Genomic DNA, 23,354 nt, shown 5'->3' on the forward strand with positions numbered 1-23,354 from the left:
CAGTGGAACAGGGGCAAGCCCCGGCTGGGGGCTCGGAATGCCAGTCCGGTGGCCGGTTTGCCCCGCACAAGAACAGAATAGGGGCTACTTTGGGGCATTTGGTGCCTAAAAATTTTTGGATAATAGTAAAAGTTGTTTTAATCTTGCGGTATATTCTGCCTGATTAAGTTCATTTTCCATCTTCATCAGCAGTTCCTAAACTCAACATTCCCTATCAAATTTAATAAGCTAATTAAATTTATTGACTCAAAACAATTATTTGTAATTGGTGTATGTTGGTATGCAGTGGTACCCGCCTCACAACACTTCTAAAATTTGACAACACAGATGATGTACGACATCTTACAACTGAACGACATGCTCGTTCCTGAGCTGCTTGATATTGCAGAGAAACTGGACGTTCCCAACGCAAAAAAACTGAACAAACAGGACCTTATCTACAAAATTCTTGATAAACAAGCAGTATTAGCCTCAGAAGATAACCAAGCCAACGGAGACGAGAAAAAAGCACGGAAACGCAAACCTGTAAAGAAAGACGAAGCTAGCCACCCGGCCGAAGAACCTGCGCACGCTGAAGAAAAACCAGCTGCGAAAAAAGCAGCAGCAAAGAAAAGCACCGGAACAAAAACTAAAGAACACGACGAACACGAAGCTCCTGCAGCCGCTTCTGCCAAGCCTAAAGTAAAAGATTTCGAAATAGACTTGGATAGCATTCCTTCCCTTACTTTCGACGACGATGATGATATTATTATCCCTTCTTTTACGGAAGATGAAGAACCGGAAGAAGAGGAAGAAGAAGTAGTAGTAATACCGCCGGTAGAAGATGAACTGGATGACGATGACTTTGTAGTACCTGGAGAAATACCAGTAACGCCCGCGGCACAGAAAAACCGTTTTCCAAATAAGAAAGAACCCGTTTTCAACATAGAGTTCGATGGCGTTATCGTGAGTGAAGGCGTATTGGAAATGATGCCGGATGGCTATGGTTTCCTCCGTTCTTCTGACTATAACTATCTCAGCTCCCCCGATGATATTTATGTATCGCCTTCTCAAATAAAACTCTTCGGCCTGAAAACCGGGGATACCGTGAAAGGCTCTGTACGCCCACCTAAAGAAGGGGAAAAGTACTTTGCTTTATTGAAAGTAGAAACGATTAATAATAAGTCGCCGGAAGAAGTACGCGACCGCGTGCCATTCGATTACCTGACGCCACTGTTTCCTTTCGAAAAACTCAGGTTAACAACCACTTCCAATAACTACTCTACCCGTATCATGGATATGTTTACGCCTATCGGTAAAGGACAACGCGGACTAATCGTTGCCCAACCCAAAGTAGGTAAAACCATGTTACTGAAAGAAGTAGCCAACGCAATCGCTACCAACCATCCTGAAATATACCTGATGGTAGTACTGATTGATGAGCGTCCGGAAGAGGTAACAGATATGGAACGCAGCGTAAAGGCAGAAGTAATTGCCTCCACTTTCGACGAGCCTGCAGAGAAACACGTAAAAGTATCTGCCATCGCATTACAGAAAGCAAAACGCCTGGTAGAATGCGGACATGATGTGGTGATCCTGCTCGACTCTATTACCCGTCTGGCAAGAGCTCACAATACCGTGGCTCCTGCTTCCGGTAAAGTATTGAGCGGTGGTGTGGAAGCTAACGCCATGCAGAAACCAAAACAATTCTTCGGTGCGGCCCGTAAAATTGAACACGGTGGTTCATTAACCATCCTGGCTACCGCCCTGATTGATACCGGTTCTAAAATGGATGAGGTGATCTTTGAAGAATTTAAAGGTACCGGTAACATGGAACTGTTACTGGATCGTAAACTGGCTAACAAACGTATCTTCCCGGCTATCGATGTTTCTGCATCGTCTACCCGTCGCGATGACCTGCTGCTGGATAAAGATTCTCTCAAACGTATCCATATTCTCCGTAACCACCTTGGCGATATGAACACAGATGAGTCTATGCACTTTATGCTGCAACATATGCGTGGTACTAAAAACAACGAAGAATTCCTGATTTCTATGAACAGCTAGAGCAGGACTACGATAAAGTAAAAGGCCCGTTACGATCATCGTAACGGGCCTTTTACTTTAGTATTGATTGTATTGTTTTTTCTGTTGTCCTGGCGCAAACGGTTTCGCCGACTTGGTGCCGTAAATTTTCTTTTGTTGTCCTGGCGGTAATCCGTGTGGATTGCCTGTTTCTGTATATACAGGCGTTACGCAACTATAGCAGAATACAACCGACAGCCCACATAAAAGGAGTACTATTTTTTTCATGACAGATGTTAAATGAGTGATCTTCTTATCATGCAAAAATCCCGCCAGAGTAATACTATGGCGGGATTATCCAATCTATCTAACCTTATAACTATCTTACATAAAACATCATCAGATGCTTATTAGAATATCCAGTTTACACCCACTTGAAATTCTTTAGGGAAATCGAAGCTGAACGCGCTGGTGTTATTTTTAACACCGGTTGCTTCTGTCTTTCTCTGGTCATAAGCATAGCTCAGACCACCGAAAGCGCCTTCCAGCATGAAGTGTTTGCTCACGAAGTAAGTGATACCAGGTAATACTTTAACGGAGAAACCATTGTAAGTATAGGTTTTGTTACCGTCTGTTTTGTCTGTACCAAAGTGGTAACCTGCATTACCTTCAGCGAAGAATGCAAATTTGCTTTGACCAATCATGTGGTAGTTACGAACGAACAGGCCTGGAGTTACGCTGGTGTTAGTAGTTTTTAAGCCATTCACTTTTTTGGTACCGAATTCAGTGTTGGCAAATACACCTACTACCCAGTTAGAGTTCAGTGCCATACCTACTTTAGGGCTGATACCGAAGGTGGTGTTGGTGGTTTTGTTATCAGTACCTTTTTGTTTGTCAGTGGTAGTAGAAACATTCAGATTACCTCCTAAAATAAAATCGCCTTTCGATAACTGAGCCTTTGCTACTTGTGTGCCGAACAGTGCTACTGCGGCCATTACAATCAACTTTTTCATCTGTCGTTAAATTTAAATATTCATTAAAACTATTCCTGTGTCTTGATTCTTCTACATACTTGCTAGCAATTCTTGTTGATGTTTGGTCGATATCTTAATCCATTAAAAAATATATTCAATACCTGACGTTCACGGTTCATAAAGCATTTCAGCCCATCCTTATCATGAGGATCAAAGCCTGCTGCCTGCCACTTGCACCATATTACCCATAAACCGAATAATACGTTTACCAGCAACTGCGCCGTTAATTCAGGATCCGTGCCCTCATGCAGCTCCCCATTTTCCACGCCTTTAGCAATGGTGGCGGAAAGGAAAGAAATTTCTACCTGCTGCAGTAACTCTATCGTTTGACGCATCAAACTGGAAGGGACATCTTTAATCCATTCATTTACGCCAAACAGAAAATGATATTCCAGCAACATTTTTTCTTTCAATGCCAGGTAACGGTCTATAATAGCAGTGATAGTTGGGGCGGTTTCTACATAGGCTGACATGTCCAGAAAACAATCAGCTATCATTCGCTCCACAACTGCTACATATATGGATTCCTTGTCAGAAAAATAATAATATAAAGAGCCTTTGGATATTTCCAGATCCCTCGCTATCTCCTCCATGGTAGTTTTAGATAAGCCAAACCGCTTGAAGCGCTTTAGTGCCGCTTCCAGAATCATAATACGTTTCTGGTCCTGTTCTGCCATAAGGTGTAGGTTGGGCGCAAATGCAAAATTGACTGTTTGACTATTTTGTTTTGCGGGTCAAATGTACAACCAAAAGTTATTTCACCAAATTTTTTTGTTAAGAAATTGTTACGTACTCTTCGCGCATGATATCAAAATGCACAGAAATGCCGGGTAAACACGTTTCGTTAACAAAAACGTTGGCAATACTTTAAACAAATCAAAAAGGAGACTCCGGAAAAATTGAAAATTTAAAATTACCGGAAATGGATATACGAAGCTGGCCGTTTAGGAATGTGACAGTTTATGTACCAGGTCGCGTTGCCTCCGCTCTGTAATTTCCAGTACCACGCCGCTTTTCAGCACTACTTTACTGGATGAAGCATCTAAATGACTCACATTGGCCAGCTGTATCATCTGGCTATTATTAATCTGGTAAAAGCGCAGGGTGGCAAACAGGTCGGCATAGTAACGGAAAGACTGGAGGGCCGTGATATTTGTTCCATTGTTCAGGTAAAACAGGCAGTTGTCGCCTTGTGCTTCCAGGTATTCGATAGCCGGAAGCTGTATAGTATAGGCCTCACCATTAGTGGCGGGGATCAACAACTTCCAGGCGACCGGCTTGCTGTTGTTGAAATTTTCCAGCAATACGCGGTACCGGTCTTTCGGGGCCCCAGCATTAATGCGGCCGGTTGTCAGCGCCACCGCCTGCAACAAGCTTTCTTTGTCAATAGGCTTCAGGATCAGCTCTACATCGCTGAAACGGATCACATGGAGAAACTTCTTTTCAAACGCGGTTACAAACACCGCTTCAAACGGGATGTCCGGCAGGGTGCCTGAAAGTACGTCAAATCCCGTCCCATCAGGCATTTCCAGGTCAAGGAATACCAGGTCGGGGCGATGCTTCTTGATTTTTTCGATACCATCAGCGCAGTCAGACGCTGTGTCGGCAATGGTAATCCCGGGGCAATATTTCTCCAGCATTAATGCAATAATGTCCCGGCTGTTCCTCTCATCATCTATAATAATAGCCTTTATCATATAAGTAACATTAACGGATATACTGAATTATAACTGAGGGATCAGTATTTTAACTGTTGTACCGCTATCTGAATCATCATCAGATGATCTATCAATAATTTCTATATGGATTTCGGTGTTATACATTTTATTCAGCAATTCCGCCCTGTTCTGGCTGATTTCCATACCTGACGACTGGTGATGTTTGGGCAGCATACGCAGGGATTTTGAACGGGCAATGCCAATACCATTGTCGGCGATAATACATTCCAGCATATCAGAAGCTACCTGGTTAAAATAAATAGATAGCTGTCCGGTTGGCTGCTTGGGGTTCGTCATGCCATGTTTCACTGCATTTTCCACATAAGGCTGTAACAGCATGGCAGGAATTTCCAATTCAGCCGTGGCGATTACCGGATCTACCACAATTTCGTATTCCATCCTGTTCTCAAAGCGCATTTTCTCCAATCCCAGGTAGGTGTTGAGATAAGTAATTTCATCGGCCAGGGATATGAAATTACGCCGGGAGAAGTCGAGTGTTTTGCGGATCAGGTAAGAAAAATCAGACAGGTATTTCTGCGCATACTCATAATCGCGCTGCATGACGAACAGCTGTATGGAGTTGAGGCAGTTAAAAATGAAGTGTGGATTTATCTGAGCGCGGATGGCCTTTAACTCAATCTCCGTCAGCTTTTTATCGTATTCTGTTTCCAGTTGTATCTTTCGTTGTTCTTCCAGTTCCTGTTTTTTACGCAATATTTCCGTGGTCTGTTCTTTTACCAGTTCTTCCAGTTGCTCATTGAGCTTATGTTGTAGCTCTTTATTTTTATTTAACTGTTTGATCAGCAGCTCCTGGGTGCGGGTGCGTTCCAGGTGCACCAGCTTGTTCCGGTAGCTGAGTCCTGCCAGGAAAAACATAGCCTGTAACAGTACGCCGCCAATTAACAGCATAGTAGGAGCCGCGAGTTCTCCCAGCGCGCTGAGTAACCCCAATGGCCGTACGTGCATGAGGAAAGAGCCGAAACAGGCCAGGTACAGGCAAACGGAGCCATAGAGGAAGAACCTTACCAGCGGATGGTGCCGGGAACGCCGGGCCAACGCCACAAATACCGCCAGCAAAGGGATCAGCGTTAAAAAGTATACATAGCTGTAAATAATCGTGGGTAAATGATATTGTTCCTCCAGGATACAATACATGCAGAAAATGATCAATCCCCCTACAACAGCCGCTACCCAGGTAAATACCCGCTCCATAAAAGGATATCGCTCGGTAAGGTTCAGGAATGCGTTTCCGAACAGCAGGTACATCAGGTAAAAGCAGAACAGTAAACCGGGTATATCCCAGTAATATTTCAGCATAGGCCAGCGATGGAAGAAAGAGAGCTGATAAGGCTTGCTCTCCAGCCGCAAAGCAAAAAAGAGAATGAGCCCCAGCACATAAGCGGCAAAGTAGATATACGATTTATCGGGGAGTTGTATATAATTAATAATAGAAATACTGAAGAATACCATCAGCATACCCAGTAGCACCTGTATCACAACGGCCTCTTTGCGATAGATATCCAGCTGCTGGTCGCGGAAAACGGCGTAGCCTTCTGTGCTGAAAAGGAGGGGCATCAGCGCATTTTCATTGTAGGATTTATTGATGATATGCAGGTAAAAGATGCGCACTTCCCCGGGAGGGACCTGCACATTAAAGGCATAATGATGCCACCGCTCTACACCACCATTGTCCAGCATTAATCCGGTTTGCATCAGTAGCTGGGGGGAACCGCCGGGAGCCTGGCTATACCAATACATAAAGTCATGCCAGCCGGAAAAAAGGCGGTATGACAGGGGCTTACTGTATTGATTTTTTACCATCAGTTTCAGCCAGCAGTTGTTTACCTGTCCGTTGTTTTTGGGATAATTATGAAATACGTTTTCATCATGGTGAAAGGTAAGTCGGCTGACTTGTGCAATGGTGAGTTGTTGCTGTTCGTCGGAAATAATATTGATATAAGGCCTCAGATCCATACTTGCGGGAGCAAATGCGGCATCGGTGATCAATGTATCTACGGGCGTACGATCGACGTTGGCAAAGGATTCTGCAGTGTAACAGTACAACAGCAGCATTAAAATAATGCGCTTCACAAAGTGTCTTATATATAGTTAGTTATAGCAATTTATCAATGGCGCTGGCTAATGCTTCATCTTTGGCGGTGATAACATCCCCTGCATCATGTGTGCTCAGATATATTTCCACTTTGTTATAAACGTTACGCCAGTTTGGGTGATGGTCCATTTTTTCAGCTACCATCGCCACTTTGGTCATAAATGCAAACGCATCCCGAAAATCTTTAAATTCAAATGCCCGGTAAAGCTGTTTGTTTCTTTCTTCCCACATAACTCAGGGGTTTAAAAGGTAAAACAAGGGGTCTTTCTTCGAATCTGGTTAAATATTATCAGGTGTTATTGTGTAGTGCCTGTCTTAAAAAATAAGGTTCATCTTGTTTTTGATTTCCCTGATGTCCAGTAAAGATACTAATTGTACGAGCGGAACAATGCGTAATTCTTCCAATAATTTTTTTACATCATGGGGTTGGTAATAATCGCCCTTGATCATCCATAGAAAATGGATCTGTTTGAGTTCAGGCAGAAGAAATTCTGCTTGGCAGTGATTGTTGTAAAAGTAGTGTGCTACAGAGTTGGTGGGTTCAAGGAACTCAAGTACAGGAAAATGAAAAGACCTGCTTCTCTTGGAGAGCGTGATTTCCAGGTTATTGTTTACCCGGAAATTAGTATGCAGCTGGCGGTTAATATGCCAGCACAACTGGTAATCTCTCGCAGAAGATGCAATCCCGATCAGGTGGGTGTTTTCAAAGAAATCCTCCACCAATTGCTCCTGGTCCAGCTTTAACTTGAGTATTGTCATATAGAAAAGTAACGGTACATCCAGTCTGGATATTGAAAAAATCTACTTTTTCTTTTTGCGGCTTTTTTCCGAAGGATTAGCGGGATCCCAAAAAACGGTTTTGAAATCCTGCACTTTATCTGCTTTTACTACCACGCCCTCCTGTTCCAGCAGCTCCTGCATGAGGGTGGGAGTGGCAAAGTGGCTTCTGCCACTGAGTTCTCCTTTGCTGTTGACAACCCGGTGGGCGGGTACGGCCGGTTTGGCGCTGCCGGCTGCATTCATAGCCCAGCCAACCATACGGCCGGTCAGCTTCAACCCCGAGGCATCCGCAATGGCGCCATACGAGGTGACCCTGCCGCGTGGAATGGTGCGGGCTATTTTAAATACGGTTTTAAAAAAAGAATCCGATTTACTGGTCTTCTTTTCCTTTTTCTCCTTCTTCCCGTCTACGGGCAAGGAGGGCAGCTCTTTTGGGTTCAGGTACTTTTTCATAATCAAAAGGACAGTGCTTGCAGCCATTACCACAACAATACCCCCGGTCTACATGGAACTTTTCCGTAAATACCATATAGCCCTCGGCGTTATAATAGAAGTCAATCTTCTCCACCAACGGTTGCTTCATCTGACGGCAGTTTTATGCTTTGCCAGTTCAGCGGAGCAGCAGGCAATTGAAATTTCAGATAACGGATGGTTCTGCCATCAGCCAGGTGCATGCCCTCATAATAGGTCTGTATTTTCAATAATGGCGGCACTTCGGGTAAAGCATATACATCAGCAATATCTTCTATCAGGGTACATCCCGCTGCGCTGATCACTTCCTGTGTAAAAGCATACAGCTGAGGAGAGTCTGTTTTCAGGTTAATGGTAGCACCTGGCGCCAGCAGTGGCTGAAACAGCTGAAGGAACTTAGGGTGCGTTAACCTTTTCTTTGATTTGGATTGGCGGAGGAATGGATCCGGAAAGGTAATCCAGATATCCTTAATTTCTCCCGGCGCAAAATAGTTGTTGAGTTTGTCGATCTGGGTGCGCAGGAAGGCAGCGTTGGGAAGCGGTTCCTCCAGAGCTGTTTTTGCCCCCCTCCAGATACGGTTGCCTTTCAGGTCTACTCCGATAAAGTTCTGATCCGGATACAGCCGGGCCATGCCCAGGGTATAATCCCCTTTGCCACAGGCCAGTTCTAATGTAACAGGGTGGTTGTTTTTAAAAAATTCATTCCATTTTCCCTGCATACCTTCCGGGTAAATCAATACGTTGGGGAAGGTTTCAATTTCAGCAAATCGTTGTAATTTTTTTTGTCCCATTTGCGGCAAAAATAAGAAAAAGCAGAAAGCAGAAGGTGGAAAGCAAAAAGCTATTGACCCGTTTGCAAGAAGATATTAAATAATATCAATTCGCTTTGATCAATCATCTCAATGGCTTTTTGCTTTCCACCTTCCGCTTTTTGCTCAAAAAAAAAGCCCGTAAGCATAATAACTTACGAGCTCTTTAAACCAATTAAGCTGTAGGAGGAGGAGTCGAACCTCCACGGGGCAGTTAGCCATAGCACAAATAAGATTAGTGGTCAACCCAATTATACTACGTTTATCCTGTGATCCCCACCCCCGAGACAAGAGGGCATGTCTGCCAATTTCATCATCCCACAGTGTGTTTATATCATTACCTGCTATTGCTTGTCGTTAGCCGTTTGTGTAATGATTATGATGCAAATCTAAAGAGAAGGGTAGTTTCTTGCAAATTTTTTAAGAGAAATTTTGGAATTTTCGATATTTTTTAAATATTTGCATATAACTTTAATACATTCAAAAACAAATTGTAAAAATGAGCCACAATTTGAATATTGACAAACTCGATTTGCAGATTATCAGCGAAATGATGTCTAATGCTGAGATCTCTTACGCCGACCTGGGGAAGAAATTGTTCGTTTCCGGCGGGACTATCCACGTGAGAATGAAGAAATTACAAGAACTGGGTGTAGTTAAAGGTACTAAATTACATGTAGATTTAAAAATGATTGGCTACGATGTAATTGCCTTTATTGGTATTTATTTGGAAAAAAGCTCCATGTACGACACGGTAGCCAAAGAATTAAGGAAAATTCCCGAAATGGTGCGCCTTAATTATACCACAGGCAGTTACAGCATGTTTGCTGAAATTATCTGTAAAGACATTACCCAGCTTCGCCGTATCCTCCATGATGAATTACAGAAAATAAAAGGCATTGAAAGAACTGAAACCTTGATTTCCCTGGAAGAGAGCTTTTACCGAACAATCAACGTTGTGGAATAGTGACCGGAATGGAACAGCGCGGTTAAATTTTCACGCTTAATCGTTAAATTCCAGTATGGTTACACCAGAAATCGCCGAGAAAATCCGACAGCTGGAGGAGAAGTATGCCGCTATGGGCCAAAACCTGTCGGCTTACCTGGATGGCTTACTGTACGCGGACTACCTTACCTATTGGGATTATATTCAGCTGGATGTGTTGCTCAACCTGCAACACCCGCGCACGCAGATTCCTGATGAAAGAATTTTCATCATTTATCACCAGATCACGGAATTGTATTTTAAATTATCATTGCAGGCCATCGCACAAATAGCGCTGACGCCTGTTCTGTCGGCTGAAATATTTGTTACCCAGCTCAAACGGATTAACAGCTATTTCCATAGCCTTATCAGCTCATTTGAAATAATGGTAGATGGGATGGATAAGGAACAGTTCCTGCAATTTCGCATGGCATTACTGCCTGCCAGCGGCTTTCAGAGCGGCCAGTTCAGGATGATAGAAATAGGTTCTACCCGGTTAATCAACCTGGTATATGAACCTATGCGCCCTCCATTGAAGGAAGCGCCCCTGAAGGATGTATTGGAGAGTATTTATTGGCGCAGTGGCGCCACAGAACTGGCTACTGGCAAGAAAACACTTACCCTGCGGCAGTTTGAGCTAAAGTATATGGATGATTTTCTCCAGATGGCTACCCTATATGAGCACCGCCACCTGGAAGCTCGTTACCAGCAGCTTTCTCCGGCCGATCAGGCCATCGTGGCGCCCTTATTAAAAGAATACGATCTGAATGTAAACGTACGCTGGCCCCTAGTACATTATAAATCAGCTGTAAGATATCTCCACAAAACCCCTGAAGACATTGCTGCTACCGGTGGCACCAACTGGCAACAATACCTGCCGCCGAAAAATAAACGCATCGTCTTCTTCCCCGGGCTATGGACCGAAGCGGACCTTGATAACTGGGGAAAGCTGGCCATGGGCCACCACTAATAATACCTCAAATATTTTGGGTTGTAAAACGCCTGATATAATAGGCCAGTAGAGGTACATCTGCCTTTTCTAGGGGGTGCGCCGTGTCGGGCAATACTGTGAGCTGGGCCAGTGGCAAGGCCTTATATACCTCAATGGTTTCCTGGAAGGATACCATATTATCACGGTCGCCCATCATCAGCATGCACGGAGTAACGATCTGCGCATAATCGCGGGGCTTCAGTAATGCCTGGTGTCCCAGTTCTTCTATCAGCTGGGCAGTACGGGATACCACCGTTTTCCAGTCGCCGGCCGTATGCCGCTCGGCCAGCAGCTTCGCAAAAGCAGGTACCTTTTCCTCTATTACTACTGGATCCAGCTGTTTTACCTCCTTGCCGGCAGTAGCTTCATTCCAGTTATACTTGGTGGCGAGTGTAATAACGCGGCCAATTTTTTCTGGATAGTGTCTGGCCAGGTACATGGCTACATACCCGCCCATGCTGTATCCAAAAACATGTACGAAGTCAAGTGCCTTACTTTCCAGATAGGATAATACTTCTGCGGCAAATACCTGTATACTGAATCCCTGCTCGGAAAAGGGTACGTCGCCGTGGCCGCTGAAATTAAGCTGATGTACCTCATAATGTTCTGATAACCCGGCAGCTAATGGCTGAAATTGAGAGGCAGCGCCCAATGCGCCGTGTAAAAAAAGTATGGGGAGCTTATTTGTTTGCATTGACTAAAACTAGCAAACATTTTTTAAGAAGCAAAAAGCTTATCTGGCCAGGTAAGCGCCATCAATGGGATAATAGCCACCAGTGACGAAGGACGATTGAGGACTGCTCAGCCACAATACCATTTCCGCCACCTCCTCCGGCTGCCCTAACCTGCCAATCGGATGTAATCCTACCAGGGCCTGCATTTGCTCCTGGCTCAGGTGTTTGGTTAATAAAGGCGTTTCTATAAAGCCGGGCCCTACTGCATTAATCCGGATGCCTTTGGCAGAATATTCTACCGCCGCTGCCTGTGTAAGTCCTACCACCCCATGTTTGGCGGCTACATAAGCGCAGGAACCGGCAAAGCCTACGGCGCCCAGAATAGATGCCATATTGACAATTACCCCGCCACCGGCCCTTTCCATGGCTGGTAACTGGTAACGCATGCCGTAAAAGACGCCACTGAGGTTGATATTGATAACTTTTTGCCATTCTTCCAGTTTGTACTCGCCCGTTGGAGCTGCTGCACCTCCAATGCCGGCATTATTACAGGCAATGTCCAGCTGGTTAAATTCCGACAGCGCTTTGACTACCAGTTGCTCACAGTCGCCAGGATTGCTGCTATCTGATTTTACAAAGATAGCTTTGCCACCGGTCTGCTGAATGGCTTTGGCAACCGCTTCTCCGCCCTTTTCATCGATGTCGCTGATCACTACGCTCGCCCCGTTCCTGGCATAGAGTTCTGCCACGCATTTGCCAATCCCCGATCCGGCGCCTGTTACCAGTGCTACCTTGTTTTTCAGTACTTCCATAACAAACATTTTGCTCTTATAAACAATACCGGCGGATGAAATGTTCCTCATATTTTTTTATTATGTTTGCATAGATGTTGCCGATTAATTTTCTTCACTTAAGATGTCCCATCATCAAATCATGTTTTTTTAAATACTAGTAATGGAATACAATACCACGCGTAATTACCTGATAATGAAGGAGTATGGCAGGAATATCCAGAAAATGGTGGAATACCTGGGAACCATAGAAGACGACGAGGAGCGTCAGCGTAATGCCATGGCCGTAATAGAGCTTATGGGTACACTGAACCCGCATTTACGGAATGTGGAGGACTTCAGGCATAAATTATGGGACCATATCTTTAATATCTCCGGCTTCACCCTAAAAGTGGAATCACCTTACCCGATTCCTACTATTGAAAAGTTGAGGGCTAAACCAGATAGACTGCCTTACCCTAAAAAATATCCCAGGAACCGTCACTTCGGAAAAAACCTGGAAATGATCATAGATAAAGCGGTACATGAAGAAAACCCCGAAATGAAAGAAGGGTTTACCCAATGTATCGGCAATTATATGAAGCTGGCTTACACTAACTGGCATAAGGAAAGTGTACATGATGACGCCATTAAGGCCGAATTACTGGCCATCACAAATGGTCAGCTGGAATACCATCCGGGCCATAGCAGCGGTACTGCAACAGCTCCCGCTAACTTCCCTGGTGGCGGCGGAAATGTAGCTGGTGGCGGTGAGCAATTCCGTTCCAGCAACAAACGTAAAAATTTCCAGCAGAATAAATTCAAAAGCAGCAACAGCGGTGGAAATAAAAGCGGCGGAAGTAGCAATAAGCACAATAATAAATACAACAAAAACAGGAACAAGTGAGTAGTGCTTTTGAAGTAAGAGGCGGCAACCGCTTAAAAGGGGAAATTATACCCCAGGGTGCCAAAAACGAAGCTTTACAAATCATCAGTGCCGTGATGCTAACCCCCGAAAAGGTTACTATCACAAATATTCCCGATATAGTAGATGTAAATCTGCTGATAGAGTTGTTAGGAGATGCAGGTGTAAAAATAAACCGTATAAGTCGCGATACCTGCGAGTTTCAGGCCGATAATGTAGATCTGAAATACCTGGAAAGTCCCGAATTTAAAAAGAAGTCCGGCCGTCTCCGTGGCTCTGTGATGATTGCAGGGCCTTTGCTGGCAAGGTTTGGACGTGCTTTCATTCCCAAACCAGGTGGCGATAAAATAGGCCGTCGCCGACTCGATACCCATATTATCGGTTTTGAAAAGCTGGGAGCCCGGTTTGTATATGATGCTGACGATAACTACTTCCGCCTGGAAACAGCGGGTGGGTTGAAAGGCACCTATATGCTCCTCGATGAACCCAGCGTAACAGGTACTGCCAACATTGTGATGGCAGCTGTAATGGCGGAAGGAACTACCACTATTTATAACGCGGCCTGCGAGCCATACCTGCAGCAGCTTTGCAAAATGCTGAACCGCATGGGCGCCCGTATCAGTGGGGTAGGGTCCAACCTGCTCACTATTGAAGGGGTAACGCAGCTGGGTGGCTGTGAACACAGCATGCTGCCGGATATGATAGAAATCGGCTCCTTTATAGGACTGGCGGCAATGACGCAAAGTGAAATCACCATCAAAAATGCCGGTATCGAACACCTGGGCATCATCCCGGAAAAATTCCGTCAACTCGGTATCCAGATGGAGATTCGGGGCAACGATATCTACATTCCTTCACAGGATTCCTACGAAATACAAACTTTCCTGGATGGATCAATACTGACTATTTCAGACCATCCCTGGCCCGGTTTTACGCCCGATCTGCTCAGTATTGTGCTGGTAGTAGCTACGCAGGCAAAAGGCAGTGTCATGATTCACCAGAAAATGTTTGAAAGCCGCCTGTTCTTTGTCGACAAGCTGATAGACATGGGGGCGCAGATCGTGTTGTGTGATCCTCACCGGGCAGTTGTGATTGGCCTGGGCCGTCAGCATCCGCTACGCGGTATTACCATGTCGTCTCCCGATATACGTGCAGGGGTATCCTTGCTCATTGCCGCTCTCAGCGCAGAAGGAAAGAGTACTATTCAGAACATAGACCAGATAGACCGCGGTTACCAATATATCGATGAGAGGTTGAGAAAACTGGGCGCGGATATTAAACGAGTATAAGAGCTGCACGCTATTTAAGCTATCATAGTAGCAGCCGCTATTTACAAACCCAAATACCAGCAATACTTTTTTACTGGTTTTTGGGTTTTGCATTTGGCATAGTCAGCTACATCTACTTTATCATTACTAATGGAAAAAAAGATCATTATCGTTACCGCTCCCTCTGGCGCTGGTAAAACCACCATCGTTAAAAAGTTATTGGCTAACCTGCCTGTGCTGGCTTTTTCTATTTCCGCCAGTACCCGCACACCAAGGGCCAGTGAAGTAAATGGGAAAGACTATTATTTTATGTCTGCAGATGAATTTCATCAGCATATCGACAACCATGCTTTTGCGGAATATGAAATGGTATATGCCGGTAAGTATTATGGCACCCTCAAAAGTGAGCTGGAACGTATCTGGAGTAACGAGCAGATCCCCATGGTGGATATTGACGTGAAGGGCGCATTATCTATTAAGGAGAAGTATCATGAAAATGCGCTGACTATTTTCATACAACCGCCATCGTTAGAAGCGCTACGAGTGCGGCTCAGCGAGCGCGGTACCGAAACGCAGGCTTCCCTGGAGGAGCGTTTGGCCAAAGCGCGCTATGAATTATCCTTCTCACATGAATTTGACCAGATTGTGGTGAACGATGAACTGGAAAAGGCATATGAAGAAGTAAAAAAGCTGGTAACAGATTTTTTAAATATAAAATAGCGGTTTGATCGTTGGTTTTCCTAATTCCTTATTTTTGTTAGGATGGATGGATACACAATTATTATTTTAGTTTTTCTCGTACTGCTGGCGGGTTTCTTTTCTGGTATAGAAGCCGCCTTCGCCAATGTGAATAAATTGAGCATTGAGCTGAAAAAGAAGCAGGGACGGGCTACTGGTAAGATATTGGCCAGTCTGAATGAAAATCCTAGTCGTTTCCTGGCAACCAGCCTGGTGGGATTTACTATTACTGTAGTCATCTACGGTATTATGGTGGCAGGCGTCTTTCAGCCCGCCTGGGATTCTTTCATGGGCAAATCTGAAGCTGCCGGCCTGCAGCCATTTGTTATTTTCATTGAGGTAATACTGGCCAGCCTGATCATGCTTTTCCTGGGTTTCTTTATTCCCAGGGCCCTATTCCGGTCCAGGCCGGAAGCACTGCTCAGCTTTTTTGCACTGCCCATTTCATTGATTGCGAAACCACTCTATGTAATAGGTAACGTTCTCGTATCTATATCTGAGTGGATGCTTAAATACCTGTTTAATGTAAGATTGCTCGAAAACGGTGAATCCTTTACCCGCGTGGATGTAGAGCATTTTATCAGGCAGTCGCAACAACACTTCGGGGAAAACAACCAGGACCTGAATACAGAACTGTTTGAAAATGCCTTGTCCCTTGCACATGTAAAAATCCGTGGTTGCCTTATTCCACGCAAGGAGATTGAAGCCATGGAAATTCATCGCCCTATTGGTGATGCGCAGAAAAAATTCATGGATACCAAGCTCTCAAAGATTATCATCTATGAAGGTTCCATCGATAATATCCTCGGTTATATCCACCAGTTAGATATGTTCAAAAATCCGAAGGATATCAGTTCCATTATCCATCCTATCCTGGCCGTGCCTGAAACGATGAGCGCTATCGACCTGTTGAGCAAATTCAATAAGGAGCGTAGAAGCATTGCCTGGGTAGTGGATGAATTCGGCGGAACAGCCGGAATTGTTACGATTGAAGATGTGTTGGAAGAAATATTCGGCGATATAAAGGATGAACATGATGAAGAAGAGTTTGTGGAGAAGCAGATTGCCGAGAAAGAATATATTTTTTCCGGCAGATTGGAGCTCGATTACTTGAATGAAAGATATGGTCTGGACTTCCCGGAAGACGAAAGCGAAACGTTATCGGGGTATATAATCAATCACCACGAAACCATTCCGAAGATCAAAGAACGCATCATTATCGATGACTATGAGTTTGATATTCTGAATGTTACAGATACCCGGATTGAAATGGTGAAGATGAAAATGTTAGTATAGGGGTTACTGTGAATCAGGTTGACTTATCAGATATTAATATGATATAATTATTTATTTAATACTAATATTAACGAGTCAATAACAAATTAGCTAAAACGTTTTAAAAAAAAGTAGTAGGAATTTAACACGGATTGTATACATTTGCTCTAGATGATGTAACACAATGATTTGATTTTTGTTAAAAGGTTGTAAAAAAAGTGTTCCAACATTGATAATAAAATAATTCTTGTTATTTTTGTATTACAAAATAAAACGCAACCAGGAATTCTTACTTATACTGAACGCTTGCCATCAATTGGGTAAGTAGTTTAACTGGAAGCTAAAGACATTCTCGAATTCAACTTTTTTGGGGTTAACAAACAATGGATGAAAGGCCGGCTCTTGATTCTTCTCGGGCTGGCTCTTTTTTTTATCTACTTTTCCCTCTGTTTTCCCTTTATCTTCCTACACTTTATTTTTTCTCTCGCATTTTACCCGATCAATTACTTAAAGCAGCATTAAAATGCCGACGCTACTCTAATTTGTAGTATCCAACCGCTATATTTGTGATCCTTAATAGCAAACAGTTTTCAATATCGTTCGATCATATAAAGTATGTTAAAGAAATTTTTCTCAAGCAATGAGGACAAGGCAGAAATGTCTTTTTTCGACCACCTGGAAGACTTAAGGTGGCACCTCGTCAGATCGGCTTTGGCACTCGTGGCATTCAGCATATTTGGCTTTGTATATACCCAGGAAATTATTGACAACGTTATTTTTGGGCCTACCAACGCTAACTTCCCTTCCTATATCGCCCTCTGCAAGCTGGGACACTGGGTTGGGCTGGGCAACCAACTGTGTATTACGCCGGTAAAAGTGACATTCCTGAACTATAAGATGGTAGGGCAAATTATGCTGCAATTCAGAATGGCATTTATTATTGGTTTTGTTTGCGCCTTTCCGTACATCTTCTGGGAATTCTGGCGTTTCGTAAAACCAGCGTTGAAGGAAAGAGAATTAAGGGGCGCCAGGGGAGTGATCTTCTGGGTATCCTTCCAGTTCTTCCTGGGTATCGCTTTTGCCTATTTTCTGATGGCGCCGTTTACCATTAACTTCCTCGCTTCCTACACCGTGACAACAAAAGCTGTTAACCAGTTTTTTATAGATGATTACATGGACCTGATGACACAGATTGTATTAGGTATGGGATTACTGTTTGAATTACCGGTGCTGGTATTTTTCCTCACCAAGATTGGTATTCTTACACCAGATTTTCTCCGGGCCTACAGGCGCCATGCTATTGTGGTTATCCTGATCCTGGCGGCCATTATTACCCCGCCCGACCTGGTGGATCAGCTGATCGTATTTACGCCTTTATACTGTCTGTATGAAATCAGTATCTTTATATCCAAAAAGGCGATGAGAGATCGTGAAGATAAATTGGCGAAAACAGAGGTGGAAGAGTGGTCTTAATTATCTATAACTGTAAACAAAGTAACTGAAATGGAAAACACGATATTTAATCTTGCTCTGCCTGTAGCAATTGGCTCAGATCACGCAGGGTTTGAGTATAAAGAAGAGATAATTTCTTTCCTTGAATCCAAAGGTCTGCAGGTAAAAGATTATGGTACCTACTCCAAAGATTCTGTGGATTACCCTGACTACGCGCACCCGGTAGCTACTGCCGTGGAGAGAGAACAGGCTGCATTTGGTATCCTGGTTTGTGGCAGTGCCAATGGTGTAGCTATCACAGCCAATAAGCATCAGGGCATCAGGGCAGCTATCTGCTGGGGAGAGGAATTGTCGAGGCTCGCACGCTCTCATAACAATGCCAATGTGCTGTGTATACCAGCCCGTTTTGTAGATATTCCCGTAGCTACGCAAATGGTGGAAGTATTTATGGGCACCTCTTTCGAAGGTGGCCGCCACCAGGACAGGGTACGCAAAATGGCCTGCCTGTAACGGTTTAACGCCATATATCATTTTTTACTGTAACGAATACACGAAAATGTGGTAATATTAAAGAGCCGGCTTTCAACCGGCTCTTTTTATTTTAGTATCCAGGTGATTGTTCAATAAAATCATGTTCATGCGGGTTGCAGCTACTGTTATTTGCTTCTTCTTTTTTGCTACTGTGCAGGCGCAGGTAGAAAATACTGCTACTCCGGTGGATAACCCCGTCGCGAAAAAATATGGTCAAACCATTACCGCGGAGAAGCTGAGCAAACAGCTGCATATTATTGCAGGTCCGGGCATGGAAGGGCGGGAAACCACCACAGCGGGGCAGGAAAGAGCTGCAGCCTATATAGTGGACCAGTTTGCCGCTGCAGGGCTTAAACCAGGCGCTAATGGTCAATGGCAGCAATATTATCCGTTATATTCTGATAGCCTGGTAAACAGCAGCATCACCGTCCGGAACCAAACCTTTTTATATGGGCAAGACTTTCTTTCCGATCTCCGCGCGGGAGAGAACCAGGATATCAACATCTCTCAGATAATATATGCCGATCAGGGAATTGTAACGGGAGAATACAATGACTATCATAACCTCGATGTAAAAGGACAGGTGGTGATGATCCGCGAAATGGTAAAACGTGGCGCATACCGGGATAAAGGCAACCTGGACGAACGTATTGCAGCCGCTAAAGCCAGGGGAGCGCTGGCAGTACTGGTGATTTCGCCGTCTGCCGGCCGTTACCGGTCGCTGAATCAACAGAGGATCCGCATGACGGGCCTTTATTCCCAGAAGGATACGACCGCTCATCCCAATGTATATTTCATTACGCCCACGCTTGCTGCAGCCATTATTGGGATAGATAGTAACGACCGTTTGCCGGAGGAGATAGATAAAGGCCTTAAGATACCTTCCCTGATCAAAACGCCGGTACGTATTGTATTTGATAAAGCCGCCACTATCTTCCATCCATCTAATGTACTGGCTTACCTGGAGGGCACCGATAAAAAAGAAGAATTGGTTTTCGTAACAGCGCATTACGATCACCTGGGAAAACAGGGTGACGAGATTTTTTATGGCGCCGATGACGACGGGTCCGGTACCTGCGCAGTATTAGAGATAGCCGCCGCCTTCGCCCGGGCTAAACAAGCCGGTCATGGCCCACGTAGAAGTATGGTATTTATGACTGTCTCAGGCGAAGAAAAAGGCCTGCTCGGATCGCAATACTACACCGAACATCCCATTTACCCCTTGCAGCAAACAGTTACCGATCTGAATATCGACATGATTGGGCGTATAGATCCGGCACATGAAAAAGATACCAACTACCTGTATATTATTGGCGATAATAAGCTCAGTTCGGCCCTGCGACCTATTAATGAACGGGCTAACGATACCTACACCCGTTTAAAACTGGATTATAAGTACAACGATCCCGACGATCCTGAGGGCTTCTATTACCGGTCAGATCACTATATGTTTGCCCGACACGGTATTCCCATCATTTTTTACTTCAATGGTACGCATGCCGATTACCATGCGCCTACTGATACGGTAGATAAAATCAATTATGACCTGCTCGCCAAGCGGGCACAATTGGTTTTTTACACAGCCTGGGAGATTGCCAATCGCGAACACCGGTTAGTGGTAGACCGTCATGAGAGATAATTTTATTGCAGATGAGCTCCCTATATTTCCGCTACTGCATTGCTTTACAGGATAAGTAAAAACCTTTTTGTTTATTTTAACAAAATTTTTTAAATTGTGTGTAGAGCAATCATTACGTGGTCTTTTGATTTGCATAAAAGGAATGTAGGGATTTGCAAGTGAGTATATCAGACCTTTATTTTTGAGAGTCGGGCCCCACCGAAATTTTTAAGCTGTTGTTGTTCAATCGGTATTTATAGGATCATGCGGATGCTATAGCAGGCAGAGTGTTGTTATGCGATGTTCCGCTATCTGTAACCAATAAACTTACCAGTATGGAAGCACGTGCCACCTTTGCTTCAGAACATTACTACTCCATAAGGCAGCCATGTGTAATGGTGAGACACCGATGTTGTTGCAAAAACACTTAAGTACATGCATTACTAAAACCTTGTTATTATTTCCTGGTTGTTCAGCACATTAAAACGGAAAATGCTTATTGCACGCAATTGATAAACCCTGCCATTTAACAGTTACTATCGTGAAACCTTAAACTGCAAATGCATGCATGACTTTTATAACGCTTATTGGTGGATCTTTTTATTAAGAGGGATTTTTGCTTTGGTATTAGGGGGACTGGAAGTAGGATGGCCTGATGCTACTTTGGCTACGTTGATTGTCTTCTTTGGCGCGTATCTTTTTATCGGAGAATTATTAGCAATAGTGGGAGCGATCGCGGCGCGCAAGATAAGTGAAAACCGTAGCATATTCTTACTTTCGGGATTGCTGGCGTTATATTAGGTTTCCTTACTTCACAATCCGTTTGCTACAGGAACTGCGCTGATCTACCTGGTAGCATTTTGGGCCATGATAGCCGGCGTATTTGAATTAATTAGCACTATCAGGCTGAGGAGAATGTTTACAGGAGAAGGATAGTATATAGCAGGAGGTGGCAGGCTTTGAACAATAGTAGAAATAGAAGATCCAATGATCCAATACGCTGTTTACGATTTAAAATACCCCATATGCAAGTTTATTTTTTCACTAAAACTATTCCTGATGATAACCGCCACACCTGATTAAGGCACCTGTTTTGCTGTTTCAGGGTGTTGATACCGCCCTGTGAATAAAGCGCCACAGGTGCCGGTAGCAAACCGGAGGGAGCCCGATGTTTACCATGCTGCCTTATGTTGTCTCCCGGCCGTTTAACGGCTGTTACTGTAGTAATTGTGAATCACTTAAAGTTAACCGTTATGTCATCCACCGAATTCAATAGCTTATTACTTGGAAATGCCGATTTCCTGCGGCCCTATGCAGTGACCTTGACGAAAGATTCAGAATCTGCCAAGGACCTTTACCAGGAAACACTGTTCCGCGCGTTATCTAATCGCGATAAATACCTGGCCGGCACTAACATCCGCGCCTGGCTCTACACCATTATGCGGAACATTTTTATAAATAACTACCGTCGTGGTAACCGGCAATACCGGTTGCTCGATAATGCGGTCGGCGATTACCTGTTGAGTCACCAGCCCTCTGCCATCGGAAATTTCGCAGAGTCCGACCTGCGGGTGAAAGATGTACAGATGGCAGTGTACAACTTGCCTGTAATTTTCAAACAGCCTTTCCTGCTCTACTTTGAAGGTTATAAGTATTATGAAATTGCCGCCATTCTCAATGAACCCCTGGGAACGGTGAAAAGCCGGATCCATTTTGCCCGGAAAATGCTGAAAACGCGCATTACCAGGCATTAATGACCGCAACCGGAAGGATGAATAAACCCATTCAGGCTTTTGGATAACAGAAGTCTGCAAACCCTCAACAATACCATGATTAGCGCTGCTAGGGGTCTGTGAACAACCCGTAGCAAGGACTAAACGATTGTTATGTTGTACCCATATCTGAATTCCCTTCAGATAAGCGAGGTATCTGCTGTACGCCGGTTTGCAGATTTCTGTTACCTGTTTTCAATACCCTCCAGGCAATAAGCACAATTCTTTGTTAAATAATCGGTTCCCGGGGAGAATAATATACAACTACCGGTTTTAAACCGTTACTTAGCAACACGATTCAATCATCTGCAGCTTTCCTACTATTACTGTACGCCGGCTCAACAATGCTTATTATGCCAAGAGTTACTTTCAACAACAAGAATGCTTTGTTTTTTCCGGCGCTCAAATCGGCTGTGGAAGAGTATTTTAAGTCTAACAACATCGCAAAAACCGGCAATTGGAAGCTATACCTTAAAACGGCTATCCTCATTCCCGTAGCCATCGCGCTGTATATAGCCGTACTGTTCATTCCCATGTCGGGCCTGTTTGCATTGACTTGCTGCGCCGTTCTGGGTTTTGTACTGGCCAGTATCGGGTTTAATGTCATGCATGATGCCTGCCATGGCAGCTATTCTACCAATAGCTGGGTGAACGATACTTTTGGGCTTACCCTCAATGCCCTGGGAGGCAATGCCTTCATCTGGAAACAAAAGCACAATATTATTCATCATACTTACACGAATGTAGACGGCCTGGACGACGACATCGCAAAAAGTCCGCTGATGCGCCAGTGCAGCTCTCAAAAATGGGTGCCCATGCATCGTATTCAACACCTGTATGTGGTATTGATATATGCTATTTCATCCTTCGCATGGGTATTTATTATGGATTTTGTGAAATACCTGGGGCGTAAAGTCTACAGAACTCCCCTGCAACCCATGAAAATAACTGATCATATGGTGTTCTGGGGAAGTAAAGTTTTATATATTGGCTTTTATATCGTACTGCCTATCGTGCTCCTGGGCTGGAAAGCCTGGGCTGCCGGATTTGCAGTAATGCATGCGGTAATGGGTTTCACCCTCGCTATTGTATTCCAATTGGCGCACGTGGTGGAAGAAACGGAATTTGAAGCGGTAGGAGATGATGCCAAAGTGATTGAAAACGAATGGGCTATTCACCAGGTAAAAACTACCTCCAACTTTGCCCCGGACCATAAAACGATTTCCTGGTTCTTAGGTGGACTGAACTACCAGGTGGAACATCACCTTTTTCCACGGATCAGCCATATACATTATCCGGCGCTCAGTAAAATTGTGGCGGCCAAATGTGCAGAGCATAATTTGCCCTACAATTGTATTCCCACTATGCAGGGAGCGGTGGTATCTCATTTCCGTTTTATGAAAGCACTAGGCGCAAAGCCATAAGA

The 23,354-nt window shown here is 44.3% G+C and carries 25 protein-coding genes and 1 pseudogene; 14 read left to right on the top strand and 12 right to left on the bottom strand.

The window, feature by feature from the left end; all coding sequences use genetic code 11:
• Positions 1-357: 357 nt before the first annotated feature.
• A complete protein-coding gene (gene rho / locus HGH90_RS20405) occupies positions 358-2,046 on the top strand; it encodes a transcription termination factor Rho (RefSeq protein ID WP_247679937.1) in 1,689 nt (562 codons plus the stop codon).
• A gap of 57 nt (positions 2,047-2,103) precedes the next feature.
• On the opposite strand, the gene HGH90_RS20410 is transcribed toward rho, so the two are convergent.
• From HGH90_RS20410 to trmB, 10 genes are all read right to left on the bottom strand, one after another.
• Positions 2,104-2,292, bottom strand: coding sequence for a hypothetical protein (locus HGH90_RS20410; protein WP_168765183.1), 189 nt, complete (start codon positions 2,290-2,292; stop codon positions 2,104-2,106).
• Positions 2,293-2,414: 122 nt separating this feature from the next.
• Positions 2,415-3,017: an outer membrane beta-barrel protein gene (locus tag HGH90_RS20415; RefSeq protein ID WP_168765184.1), complete on the bottom strand. Its 603-nt coding sequence runs from the start codon at positions 3,015-3,017 to the stop codon at positions 2,415-2,417.
• Positions 3,018-3,079: 62 nt separating this feature from the next.
• Entirely contained in the window at positions 3,080-3,715 is a 636-nt protein-coding gene (locus tag HGH90_RS20420; RefSeq protein WP_168765185.1) for a TetR/AcrR family transcriptional regulator, read from the bottom strand.
• A gap of 267 nt (positions 3,716-3,982) precedes the next feature.
• Positions 3,983-4,735 carry a LytR/AlgR family response regulator transcription factor gene (locus tag HGH90_RS20425; RefSeq protein ID WP_168765186.1) on the bottom strand — a complete coding sequence of 251 codons (753 nt, stop codon included), beginning with the start codon at positions 4,733-4,735 and terminating at the stop codon, positions 3,983-3,985.
• Positions 4,736-4,762: 27 nt separating this feature from the next.
• Positions 4,763-6,847: a histidine kinase gene (locus tag HGH90_RS20430; RefSeq protein ID WP_169191796.1), complete on the bottom strand. Its 2,085-nt coding sequence runs from the start codon at positions 6,845-6,847 to the stop codon at positions 4,763-4,765.
• A gap of 22 nt (positions 6,848-6,869) precedes the next feature.
• Positions 6,870-7,100 carry a 4a-hydroxytetrahydrobiopterin dehydratase gene (locus tag HGH90_RS20435; RefSeq protein ID WP_168738073.1) on the bottom strand — a complete coding sequence of 77 codons (231 nt, stop codon included), beginning with the start codon at positions 7,098-7,100 and terminating at the stop codon, positions 6,870-6,872.
• An 84-nt stretch (positions 7,101-7,184) separates the two neighbouring features.
• Positions 7,185-7,628: an IPExxxVDY family protein gene (locus HGH90_RS20440; RefSeq protein WP_168738072.1), complete on the bottom strand. Its 444-nt coding sequence runs from the start codon at positions 7,626-7,628 to the stop codon at positions 7,185-7,187.
• 42 nt (positions 7,629-7,670) lie between these two features.
• The gene (locus HGH90_RS20445) at positions 7,671-8,102 is read right to left on the bottom strand and encodes an MGMT family protein (RefSeq protein WP_169191797.1); all 432 of its coding nucleotides are present in this window, start codon (positions 8,100-8,102) and stop codon (positions 7,671-7,673) included.
• Entirely contained in the window at positions 8,020-8,232 is a 213-nt protein-coding gene (locus HGH90_RS20450) for a DUF5522 domain-containing protein (protein WP_168765189.1), read from the bottom strand. Before HGH90_RS20450 ends, HGH90_RS20445 begins: the two co-directional genes overlap by 83 nt.
• Entirely contained in the window at positions 8,204-8,911 is a 708-nt protein-coding gene (gene trmB / locus HGH90_RS20455; protein ID WP_168765190.1) for a tRNA (guanosine(46)-N7)-methyltransferase TrmB, read from the bottom strand. The genes HGH90_RS20450 and trmB overlap by 29 nt, the downstream gene beginning before the upstream one ends.
• A gap of 517 nt (positions 8,912-9,428) precedes the next feature.
• Here trmB and HGH90_RS20460 point away from each other — a divergent pair.
• Complete coding sequence (locus HGH90_RS20460; RefSeq protein ID WP_079471223.1) at positions 9,429-9,896, top strand: Lrp/AsnC ligand binding domain-containing protein; 468 nt, start codon at positions 9,429-9,431, stop codon at positions 9,894-9,896.
• A 55-nt stretch (positions 9,897-9,951) separates the two neighbouring features.
• On the top strand, positions 9,952-10,884 hold the full coding sequence (locus HGH90_RS20465; RefSeq protein WP_168765191.1) for a tryptophan 2,3-dioxygenase family protein: 933 nt from the start codon (positions 9,952-9,954) through the stop codon (positions 10,882-10,884).
• A 7-nt stretch (positions 10,885-10,891) separates the two neighbouring features.
• On the opposite strand, the gene HGH90_RS20470 is transcribed toward HGH90_RS20465, so the two are convergent.
• Positions 10,892-11,599, bottom strand: coding sequence for an alpha/beta fold hydrolase (locus HGH90_RS20470; RefSeq protein WP_169191798.1), 708 nt, complete (start codon positions 11,597-11,599; stop codon positions 10,892-10,894).
• Positions 11,600-11,638: 39 nt separating this feature from the next.
• Positions 11,639-12,391, bottom strand: coding sequence for an SDR family NAD(P)-dependent oxidoreductase (locus tag HGH90_RS20475; protein WP_168765193.1), 753 nt, complete (start codon positions 12,389-12,391; stop codon positions 11,639-11,641).
• A gap of 142 nt (positions 12,392-12,533) precedes the next feature.
• Between HGH90_RS20475 and HGH90_RS20480 the strand changes: the two genes are divergently transcribed.
• The 11 genes and pseudogenes from HGH90_RS20480 (at position 12,534) to HGH90_RS20530 (ending at position 23,352) form a co-directional block, all read left to right on the top strand.
• Entirely contained in the window at positions 12,534-13,256 is a 723-nt protein-coding gene (locus tag HGH90_RS20480; protein WP_168765194.1) for a DUF4290 domain-containing protein, read from the top strand.
• Entirely contained in the window at positions 13,253-14,563 is a 1,311-nt protein-coding gene (gene murA, locus HGH90_RS20485) for a UDP-N-acetylglucosamine 1-carboxyvinyltransferase (protein WP_168765195.1), read from the top strand. The genes HGH90_RS20480 and murA overlap by 4 nt, the downstream gene beginning before the upstream one ends.
• Before the next feature lie 129 nt (positions 14,564-14,692).
• Positions 14,693-15,262, top strand: a complete 570-nt coding sequence (gene gmk, locus HGH90_RS20490; RefSeq protein ID WP_168765196.1) for a guanylate kinase — start codon at positions 14,693-14,695, stop codon at positions 15,260-15,262.
• Positions 15,263-15,304: 42 nt separating this feature from the next.
• On the top strand, positions 15,305-16,576 hold the full coding sequence (locus HGH90_RS20495; RefSeq protein WP_168765197.1) for a hemolysin family protein: 1,272 nt from the start codon (positions 15,305-15,307) through the stop codon (positions 16,574-16,576).
• 594 nt (positions 16,577-17,170) lie between these two features.
• Positions 17,171-18,028: a twin-arginine translocase subunit TatC gene (gene tatC, locus HGH90_RS20500; protein WP_168765198.1), complete on the top strand. Its 858-nt coding sequence runs from the start codon at positions 17,171-17,173 to the stop codon at positions 18,026-18,028.
• 30 nt (positions 18,029-18,058) lie between these two features.
• Positions 18,059-18,517 carry a ribose 5-phosphate isomerase B gene (gene rpiB / locus HGH90_RS20505; protein ID WP_168738060.1) on the top strand — a complete coding sequence of 153 codons (459 nt, stop codon included), beginning with the start codon at positions 18,059-18,061 and terminating at the stop codon, positions 18,515-18,517.
• A 121-nt stretch (positions 18,518-18,638) separates the two neighbouring features.
• Positions 18,639-20,177, top strand: coding sequence for a M28 family peptidase (locus HGH90_RS20510; protein WP_168765199.1), 1,539 nt, complete (start codon positions 18,639-18,641; stop codon positions 20,175-20,177).
• Between the two features lie 543 nt (positions 20,178-20,720).
• Positions 20,721-20,957: a DUF308 domain-containing protein gene (locus tag HGH90_RS20515; RefSeq protein WP_169191799.1), complete on the top strand. Its 237-nt coding sequence runs from the start codon at positions 20,721-20,723 to the stop codon at positions 20,955-20,957.
• A gap of 18 nt (positions 20,958-20,975) precedes the next feature.
• Positions 20,976-21,092, top strand: a pseudogene (locus tag HGH90_RS32290) (DUF308 domain-containing protein); the annotation flags it as partial.
• A 317-nt stretch (positions 21,093-21,409) separates the two neighbouring features.
• Positions 21,410-21,910 carry an RNA polymerase sigma factor gene (locus tag HGH90_RS20525; protein ID WP_145661225.1) on the top strand — a complete coding sequence of 167 codons (501 nt, stop codon included), beginning with the start codon at positions 21,410-21,412 and terminating at the stop codon, positions 21,908-21,910.
• 371 nt (positions 21,911-22,281) lie between these two features.
• The gene (locus HGH90_RS20530; RefSeq protein ID WP_168765201.1) at positions 22,282-23,352 is read left to right on the top strand and encodes a fatty acid desaturase family protein; all 1,071 of its coding nucleotides are present in this window, start codon (positions 22,282-22,284) and stop codon (positions 23,350-23,352) included.
• The last annotated feature ends 2 nt before the right edge of the window (positions 23,353-23,354 follow it).

The sequence above is a fragment of the Chitinophaga sp. Ak27 genome (genome assembly GCF_012726295.1).
Taxonomy (GTDB): domain Bacteria; phylum Bacteroidota; class Bacteroidia; order Chitinophagales; family Chitinophagaceae; genus Chitinophaga.